This is a genomic window from Parahoeflea alexandrii, assembly GCF_027214025.1.
In the GTDB taxonomy this organism is placed as follows: domain Bacteria; phylum Pseudomonadota; class Alphaproteobacteria; order Rhizobiales; family Rhizobiaceae; genus Hoeflea; species Hoeflea alexandrii_A.
Genome location: NZ_JAPWHB010000010.1, coordinates 88,072 through 94,071, shown reverse-complemented (window position 1 = coordinate 94,071; position 6,000 = coordinate 88,072). Strand labels below are relative to the sequence as shown.

Below are 6,000 nucleotides of genomic sequence, written 5' to 3'. Positions count from 1 at the left end.
TCGTTTTTCTTGGGCTTGTGCGCCTTCCAGACCTCTTTCTGCTCAGCGATGGAGGCAGCAGCGATTATCCTGAGTTGCCGTTCATCGGGCATGTCGCCTTTTGACATCTGGTCGAGCATGGCGGGCAGCACATTGGCGAGCAGCCGGAGTTTCCTGATCTGGCGCACCGAAAGCGACAGTGCTGCGGCGATGCCTTCCTCGGTCCAGTCGAGCGCAACAAGGCGCTCGATGCCCCGCCATTGATCGACCGGATTGAGTGGTTCGCGGGCAATGTTCTCGACCATGGAGCGCATGGCGCCGCCATCATCGGCCGCGTCCGTGACGATGACCTCGATTTCGCCCAGTTCGGCGGCGATCGCCTGCCTGGTGCGCCGGTGCCCGGCCTGGATGATGAAGCCATTGCCTCCATCGGCTTCGGGCGAGACGACCGGCGGCTGGATGATGCCGACAGCCTTGATGGTCGCCAGCATCAGCGAGTCCGATTGCGGATTGGATTTCGAGCGGCGGGCGTCGTCAGGATTATCCTTGAGCGCGCGCGGGTCGATCTTGATGATATGCATGGGGAACTCCTTTTTCGGGATTGGTGACCCGGCACCACGCCAGGCCTCTTCTCGTCTTGTTCCTCAAGACTTCCCCCAGACCGCTGAGCGGGCGGGCCGGTGCAATTGCGGCCGAGCATCCCTGCCCGGTAGGGCGAGCGGGGCGCAACGCCCTGCGCTGACCAACAGGCCGGGATGGCGCTGGCGGCGGTTGAGCGAATGCGTCACCGGTCAGACCGGTCTGCGACCGGTCCCCTTTCTCCGTCATCTTCAGGCCACCTCCATGGCTTTCTTCCCCTCCATCAGGACCTCGTCCGCCAGATCGGCTTCGATCCCGGCGAGTTGCCTGCGTTTGTCGCCAAGCTCGTCTTCGAACCCGAATTCTCCACCCTGGCGGGTCTGGTATGAGGCCAACCGGCGCTCCGCGTCATCGAGGCGGAAGCGGTATTGCGAGCGCTCGTCCTCGAAACCGGAAAGCACATGCTCGATGCGCGACACCGCACCAAGTGGGGTGACGGTGAGAACAAGATCGATCTCGGTTTCCTCGCCGGTCCGCATCAGTACGACGTCGTACTGGAATTCGTCGTTTCCGAAGCTTTTTCCGGAGAAGACGAGATCGAAGCCACCGATGGTGGCAATGGTGGTCTCATTCTCCTCCTGCAGATGCACAAGGGTCATGACTTCCTTCATCAGCGCGCGGCCGGCCGGCTTGCGCTCGGCGAAGGATTGTCCGCCAACGGTCATTGCAAATGCATCGCCGGCTGTCGGAATCCTACGCTCGATGTCCTTACCGATCGCGACGATCCGCCGCGTATCGTGTTCAATATCACGTTCGGCGTTACGGATTTGACGACGAACGGCAAAGAGGTCGTCGCGATGCGCGGCGCGCAACCGTTCAAGCCGGGCAATGTCGGCCTCGAGGCCCGCCTTCTGCATCAGGCGCTGGTCGCCGGAAGCAATCGCCTTCGCCATGGCGAACTGGTTGACCTGCCCCTCACCCAGATCCTCCAGCCTACGCACGGACGTGTCGCCGGACAGAGCGGCGGCGATGAAGCGGGCCTTGCGCTCGTTGTTCTGCCACATCTGCGCGTCCATCGAGCCTTCGGTGGCGTAGGCGAAGATGTCGATCTCGTCATGCTGATTGCCCTGCCGCTCGATACGGCCCTCGCGCTGCTCGATCTGGGAGGGGAGCCAAGGGACGTCGAGATGGTGGAGCGCCTTCAGGCGAAGCTGCGCGTTGACGCCTGTACCCATGGTTTCGGACGATCCGATCAGGAAGCGGACCTTGCCGGAATTCACATTGGCGAAGAGCCGCTGCTTGGCCTCGGACTTCTTGAAGTCCTGCATGAAGGCGATTTCGGAAGCTGGAACACCGAGGCGGACGAGCTCGTCGCGGATCCAGCGATAGGCCGAGAAACCCCTGCTTTTCTCGACGCTGATCGTGCCGAAATCGGAAAAGATCATCTGCGCCGCGCCCGGCAGATCGAAGGGTTTGCCGTCACGGGTCAGGTACTCATTTTCTCCGGTCTCGCTCCAGATGCGATAGGCGTTGGCGATCAGCCTGTTGAGCTTGTTGTCTGGCTCATTATCATTGCAGGGATCGACCAGCCGGAGATCAATCGCCGCATGGCGCCCGTCGGTAATGACGGAAAGCAGAATGTCGTCGCCGGGTTGGGCCGGACCTTCGCGCTTTTCGATTGCCTTGATGCGGGCCTCGAGGACCTGCTGATAGAGCTTGAAGTCCTCGGTCGGCTTGGCGGTGACGATCTGCCGTTTGCCCGTCGAGACGGCAGGGATTTTCACATATCGCTTCAGATCGGCAGGAAGCACGACGTCGGCGAAGGAACGGAACATAGCGATCAGTTCCGGCACATTGACGAAGGTGGCAAAGCGCGAGACCGGCTTGTATTTGCCGGACGGTTGCAGTTCGAGCTCGGTCGTTACATCACCGAAGGTTGAGGCCCAGGCATCGAACTCGTGCAGACCGCGTTCTTTCAGGGCCTCAAAGCCGAGGAAGCGCTGAAGCGAGAACATCTCGCCGAGCGTGTTGGTAATCGGCGTCCCCGATGCGAGCACCAGTGCGCGGCCGCGGTTCTTCGTCTCTATGAACCGGGATTTCACATAGAGGTCCCAGGCGCGCTGCGATCCGTTTGGATCGACGCCCTTCAGCGTCGACATGTTGGTGGCAAAACTGAGTTTGCGGAACTCCTGCGCCTCATCGACGATGATCTGATCGACGCCGATCTCGGATATCGTCAGCAGATCATCCTTGACTGAGCCGAGCAACTCCAGCCGGTCCCGCAAGCCTTCCTTCAGCCGTTCGAGGCGTTTACGCGAGACACGGTCATCGCTTTCGACCCTTGTGAGTAGTTCCTCGTAGAGGGTCAGTTCATCCTCGATCATCTGCCGCTCGAAGGCGGCGGGAACGGCGATGAACTTGAAGGCCGAATGGGTGATGATGATCGCATGCCAATTGGCCGTGGCGGCGCGCGACAGGAAGCGATGGCGCTTGTCTTTGGTGAAGTTGGTTTCGTCGGCGACCAGGATGCGCGCCGTTGGATAGAGCGCCAGGAATTCCCGGGCGGCCTGCGCAAGGCAATGGCCGGGGACGACCAGCATGGCTTTCGAGATGAGGCCGAGCCGGCGCTGTTCCATGATGGCGGCCGCCATGGTCATGGTCTTGCCGGCGCCGACAGCATGGGCGAGGTAGGTGGAGCCGGATGAGATGATCCGCCAGATGCCCCGTTTCTGGTGGCCATAAAGGACAAAGGCGCCTGAGGCGCCCGGAAGTTGGAGATGATCCCCGTTGAAAGAGCGGGGCGCGATATTGTTGAACCGATCATTATAGACCCGGGCCAGCCGGTCGGTGCGATCCGGATCGGACCAGACCCATGTCTGGAAAGCGGACTTGATTTTGCCCAGTTTCTCTTTCGCAGCTTCGGTGTCGACAACGTTGAGAACCCGGCGTTCGCTGGCGCCGTCCTTGATCGTGTCGAAGATTTGCGGGATGCGGCTGTTGAGCGCATCGGCGAGCAGCTCGCCTGCGTGTCGTCTCTTAGTGCCCCAATCGGATGTACCCTCGGCACGATAGGCGAGCTGTCTGGCTTCGACTGCCCAGGAGGCGAGCTCCGGCATGTGCCGGATTGTGATGTCCGCACCCATTGTCTCCCTGACAAAATCCACGACATCGCTGGCGGGGATCCATGGCGCACCAAGGCGGGCGGTGATCTCTGAGGGGCTGAGATCGGCCGGCTGCACGACCTCAAGGGCCTCGACATTGCGCTGGTAGGCCGGGTCGAGTTCGGCCGCGGCTTCCGCGATCGCCAGCTTGTCGCGCACGGAACCGGAGAGATAGTCATCCGAGGTCTGCCATGACCCATCTGCCGGATCGCGGTAAATCGCGCTGCCGAGCTCCTCGATGACCGTCTCGCGGTTCTCATGCAAAAGCTCGGCCATATGATCGATGTCGACGTGGCCTCGCTCGTTCAGAACGACAGCAAGCGCATCGGCGGCATTAGTGATGACTGGTGGCGACGGCGGGGCGATGACCCGTTCGGAAAAGATAGGGCCGGGTTTCGCGGTATCCGTATCGAGATCGTAGTTCTCAATGGAAGCAACGAGCCAGCAGTCCGGATCGTCGAGGAAGGGCTGCAGGTTCGGGCGGCGATGCGTCTCGCGAGTTTCGCCGGTTTCTTCATTTTCGGCGATCAAGACCTTGGTGTGATTGATTGGCCCGAAATCGCGCACGAAGCTCGACCAGGCGATGCGCAATTTTACCTGCAGGTCGCGCCACGGCTGATCGGTTTCCTGGGCCTTGAGAACCGCGCGTACCGCATCGCGCACCGGGATCAGCTTCCTGACGGTGCTGATCTGCTTTTCCGAAAACCCCTCGCCGGACCGCCCCTTGCGGAGGGGAACCGGAGCGGACTTGCCGTCGATGACCTGCATGAGGCCTTTTGAGGCGTCGAAGAAAAAACTGCCCTCGCGCACATGCCTATCCTCGGGTCGGACTATTTCCGCGCCGACCGGGCGAAGCTCGAGATCGACATCGATCGCGTCGGGCTCGCCGTCATAGAGGGCTTCCGTAAGCGAGAGGATCGCTGTGTCGAGATTGGCCTCGAGGTCGCCCTCGTCGGGCAGGCAGGTGTAGGCCTCACCGAAGTGTCCGGGGGTGGTCGCATGACGGCCGAGCACATGGTCAGGGTGATCTGCGAACCAGCGGTTGACGCGGATGGCTTCGCTGTCTTCAGTGGCGGAAATGACTTCCGACAAATCGAGCCAGTTGGCGTCGCCGGGATCTTCTCCCGGCTTGCGCTTGCGGAAGAACAGGATATCGACGACGACATCGGTGCCGGCGTCATGCTGGAAGCTGCCTTCGGGCAAACGGATCGCGGCAACCAGATTGGCGGATTTGGCGATGTGTTCGCGCGCCGTCGCATCCACCTTGTCCATTGTGCCGGAGGAGGTAACGAAGGCGGCGAGCGCACCGGGTTTCAGCAGATCGATCGACCGCGCAATGAAATAGTCATGCAGCCGCAAACCCATCGAACGATAGGCGCTGTCCGAGCGCACGATCCGATTGGAAAATGGCGGATTGCCAATGGCGAGATCAAAATGCGCCGGCAGATCGGTGCGCGCGAAATCGCCCTCAATGATGCGGGCAACCGGCTGCAGGAGCCGCGCAATCCTGGCGGTAACCGGATCGAGCTCGACGCCGGTCATAAAAGCGGCTTCACGCAACGCCTCCGGCATCAGGGCCGGAAACAAACCGGTCCCGATGCCCGGTTCGAGGACGCGGCCGCCGCGCCAGCCGAGCCGTTCGAGGCCCTTCCAGATCGCCCGGACGATGAACTCCGGCGTGAAATGGGCATATTGCGTGCAGCGCGCAAGCGAGGCGTAATCGGCCTCGCAGACCGTTTCTTGCAGTTTTTCGCCAAGTTCGGACCAGCCCTTGCGGAACCCCACCTCGCCCGGCCGGGTAAAGATCGCGTTGGCGAGATTGGAGGCGCCAAAGCCGGTAAAGCGGATGAGACGAGCCTGTTCTTGCGCCGTCGCGGGCCGATCCTCGGCCGCAATCGTCGCAGCCAGGGCAATGGCGTCGAGATTGTCGCGCGCCCGGGCTTTCCAGCCGTTCGCGAGATCGCGGCTTCCGGAAAGGTGGAAGTTGCTGCCGTGCCCAGTCTCATCGGAATCGGGCTTGCGGGAAGGGGTGGCCGGAGTTGGGCCGTTGGCCTGAGCGACGGATGGAAGATCGGGTTCGGCCGCTTTCGTTTTTGAGTCGTCGGCAAAGGCAGTAACGCCAAGGCCGAGCCCCGATAACAGGGCGCTCTGCGAATCCCCGAGCATGTCGAGGGTGAAGGGATCGTGATTTGACATATTGCTGTCTCCTGTGACGCGGGCGCACGAAACCGCACCGCCGGGAGGCCCGGCAGCGATTGCCACGTGCGGATTTGAAAAAGGG

The 6,000-nt window shown here is 61.7% G+C and carries 2 protein-coding genes; both read right to left on the bottom strand.

The window, feature by feature from the left end:
- On the bottom strand, positions 1-560 hold a 560-nt coding region (locus O4H62_RS24750; protein WP_269391555.1), incomplete at its 3' end, for a ParB/RepB/Spo0J family partition protein.
- A gap of 249 nt (positions 561-809) precedes the next feature.
- Complete coding sequence (locus tag O4H62_RS24745; protein WP_269391554.1) at positions 810-5,915, bottom strand: DEAD/DEAH box helicase family protein; 5,106 nt, start codon at positions 5,913-5,915, stop codon at positions 810-812.
- Between the last annotated feature and the right edge of the window lie 85 nt (positions 5,916-6,000).